This is a genomic window from Daejeonella sp., assembly GCF_044232565.1.
In the GTDB taxonomy this organism is placed as follows: domain Bacteria; phylum Bacteroidota; class Bacteroidia; order Sphingobacteriales; family Sphingobacteriaceae; genus Daejeonella.
In genome coordinates, this window is the sequence record NZ_JBIILQ010000281.1 from 1 (window position 1) to 3189 (window position 3189).

At 37.1% G+C, this 3189-nt stretch carries 4 protein-coding genes; 2 read left to right on the plus strand and 2 right to left on the minus strand.

The window, feature by feature from the left end:
• Both pyk and ACILQF_RS12035 read right to left on the minus strand, forming a co-directional pair.
• A partial coding sequence (gene pyk / locus ACILQF_RS12030) for a pyruvate kinase (RefSeq protein ID WP_395627647.1) occupies positions 1 to 1027 on the minus strand: 1027 nt, incomplete at its 3' end.
• A 66-nt stretch (positions 1028 to 1093) separates the two neighbouring features.
• Positions 1094 to 1513, minus strand: a complete 420-nt coding sequence (locus ACILQF_RS12035) for an IPExxxVDY family protein (RefSeq protein WP_395627648.1) — start codon at positions 1511 to 1513, stop codon at positions 1094 to 1096.
• A 146-nt stretch (positions 1514 to 1659) separates the two neighbouring features.
• Here ACILQF_RS12035 and ACILQF_RS12040 point away from each other — a divergent pair, with 146 nt between their 5' ends.
• Together ACILQF_RS12040 and fabF are read left to right on the plus strand one after the other, a co-directional pair.
• Positions 1660 to 1896, plus strand: coding sequence for an acyl carrier protein (locus ACILQF_RS12040; protein WP_008241990.1), 237 nt, complete (start codon positions 1660 to 1662; stop codon positions 1894 to 1896).
• 20 nt (positions 1897 to 1916) lie between these two features.
• Positions 1917 to 3170 carry a beta-ketoacyl-ACP synthase II gene (gene fabF / locus ACILQF_RS12045; RefSeq protein WP_395627649.1) on the plus strand — a complete coding sequence of 418 codons (1254 nt, stop codon included), beginning with the start codon at positions 1917 to 1919 and terminating at the stop codon, positions 3168 to 3170.
• The last annotated feature ends 19 nt before the right edge of the window (positions 3171 to 3189 follow it).

Sequence of the window (3189 nt, forward strand, 5' to 3'; positions counted from 1 at the left end):
GGTAATCATTTTCTTCCACATTCCTTACAATCTTTTGCATGGTTTCAATAACAATAAGTGGATATTCCCCAACAGATGTTTCACCACTTAGCATGACCGCATCAGCACCATCTAGAACTGAGTTAGCCACATCATTAACCTCAGCACGCGTTGGACGAGGAGAAGTAATCATGCTTTCTAACATTTGTGTAGCAACAATAACTGGTTTAGAAGCAGCACGACATTTTCTAGCAATCATTTTCTGCAAAAGAGGCACCTGCTCCATTGGCATCTCAACGCCAAGGTCGCCACGTGCAACCATTACCCCATCAGTTACTTCGATAATTTCATCAATATTGTCTATGGCCTCAGGCTTTTCAATTTTAGCAATTACACGTGCTGCATTGCCACTTCTAGCAATAATTCGCTTGAGTTCAATAATATCTTCAGCAGAACGAACAAATGATAAACCAATCCACTCCACATCATTTTTTAATGCAAACTCAAGATTGTCTAGATCATCCTCTGTTAAGCTAGGTATAGAAACTTTTGTATTTGGAAGATTAACGCCCTTACGAGAAGTTAACACACCACCATAAACCACTTCACATTGAACTGTATCTTTATTGTTGGTGCTTAAAACGCGCATTTGGATTTTTCCATCATCAAGTAGGATAATTTCTCCTGAACGCACATCACTTGGGAAGCTTTGATAAGTGATGTAAATCTGCTTTTCATCCCCAAGGAGCTCTTTAGTGGTAATTTCAATCTTGTGGCCACTGGCCAGATTAACACCACCTTCTTTCACCATCCCGATACGGATTTTAGGCCCCTGTAAATCGGCAAGTATCCCTACATTGGTTTTATATTTTTCATTTATCTCACGGATTACGTCAATCACTTTTTGATGATCTTCTTGACTTCCATGTGAAAAATTTAATCTACATACATCAACACCAGCCTTTATCATGTTTAACAAAACTTCTTTCGAGGAAGAAGCAGGGCCTAATGTGGCTACAATTTTAGTTCTGTTATGAACCGTTTTCATCAGCTATTTATTTAATTGAATTATTCTTTTTAACAAAGTGTACTAAATACACCCAGCAATTAAGTGCTAAAATATGAGATTTTCTTTGGATTTCAATTTTTTAGGATCAACTTCTAGTGCAACAAGCACATCAGGCATTTTATTTAATTGCATCATAAGCTGTTTTAATTCATCTTGATCGATGTAATTACGAATTAAAATAAAAAAATCCGCCTTCTTCATTTCAGGCACCAAAAACCCATCTGAACCCTTATTAGCAACGATATAGAACTCCGTTTCTATATCAGGCGTGAGAAAATAATATCTACTGAAATAATTATTTTCACTTCCTCCATTGAAGGGAAGCTCTAAATCACTAATCTTGCAGAAGTCAATACTCAGTTGTTTATTGATTTTAAAACAAAAAATATAGTCTTTTAGCTGCGAGCTTATAGCAAGCAATTTAAAGTCTAGGTCAAGTTCAAATTTTAATGTAGTTTTAATCAAAGTTTTTTACGCATTAAAAAACAAATATAATAAGCTTAAACCTTAATTAATAGGGCATAAAAAAATGCTGAAAACAAAAAGGTTTGAAAATTGATAGAATTTATTTTTCTTTGCACAGAATTATTTAACAATTAAATTATAAAACCATGTCTGATATCGCTTCAAGAGTTAAAGCAATTATCGTTGAAAAATTAGGTGTTGACGAAAATGAAGTTACACCAGAGGCATCTTTTACCAATGATCTTGGTGCCGATTCATTGGACACCGTGGAATTAATCATGGAGTTTGAGAAGGAATTTAATGTAGCTATCCCTGATGATCAGGCTGAAACTATCGGCACTGTTGGTCAAGCTATCGCTTATTTAGAAAAAAACGTAAAGTAATTTACGATATCCTCACATAAATGGAGCTAAAAAGAGTTGTTGTTACAGGACTAGGTGCGCTTACTCCAATTGGAAATACTGTCCCAGAATTCTGGGATAGTTTAATCAATGGTGTAAGCGGAGCCGGTCCTATAACGCATTACGATCCTGAAAAATTTCGTACAAAATTCGCCTGCGAAGTAAAAAACTTCAACGCGGAAGATTTTTTGGAGAAAAAGGATGCTCGTAAATTAGATCCCTTTGTACACTATGCAATTGCTGCATCGGATGAGGCTATTAAGGATGCTGGCTTAGATTTCCCAAATCTTGATACCAATCGAATTGGGGTTATCTGGGGTTCAGGAATAGGTGGCTTGAAAACTTTTACTGATGAGGTTTCCAATTTTGCCAATGGTGATGGATCTCCTCGATTCAATCCCTTTTTTATCCCCAAAATGATTCTGGATATCGCACCAGGCCATATTTCTATAAGGCATGGTTTGCGCGGTCCGAATTTCTCTACCGTTTCTGCTTGTGCTTCTTCAACCAATGCACTAATCGATGCATTTAACTATATCCGTTTGGATATGGCTGACATTATCGTTTCTGGAGGTTCAGAAGCCATTATTTATGAAGCAGGAATGGGTGGTTTCAATGCAATGCATGCACTCTCTACTAGAAATGATGATCCCAAAACAGCATCACGTCCCTTTGATAAAGACCGAGATGGTTTTGTTGCAGGTGAAGGCGCTGGAGGTATCATTTTGGAAGAATTAGAACATGCAAAAGCTAGGGGTGCAAAAATCTATGCTGAATTAGTTGGTGGTGGTATGAGTGCAGATGCAAATCATATTACTGCACCACATCCAGAAGGTTTAGGAGCTAGATTAGTAATGACCAACGCTTTAAGAGATGCTCGTATGAGTCCGGCCGACATTGATTACATCAATGTTCATGGAACTTCAACCCCACTTGGAGATATAAGTGAGGTGAAAGCAATTCTTACCATGTTTGGTGAAAACGCATTCAAACTAAATATTAGCTCTACCAAGTCAATGACCGGTCATCTACTTGGTGCTGCAGGAGCTATTGAAGCTATCGCCTCAATTCTATCTGTCAAAAATGATATTGTACCACCAACAATTAATCACTTTACGGATGATCCAAACTTTGATCCGCGGTTGAATTTTACATTCAATAAGGCTCAAAAACGTACCGTTAACGCTGCTTTAAGTAATACTTTTGGCTTTGGGGGGCATAATGCTTCTGTAATTTTCAAAAAATACAAAGACTAAATATTCTTGCCATTAAATA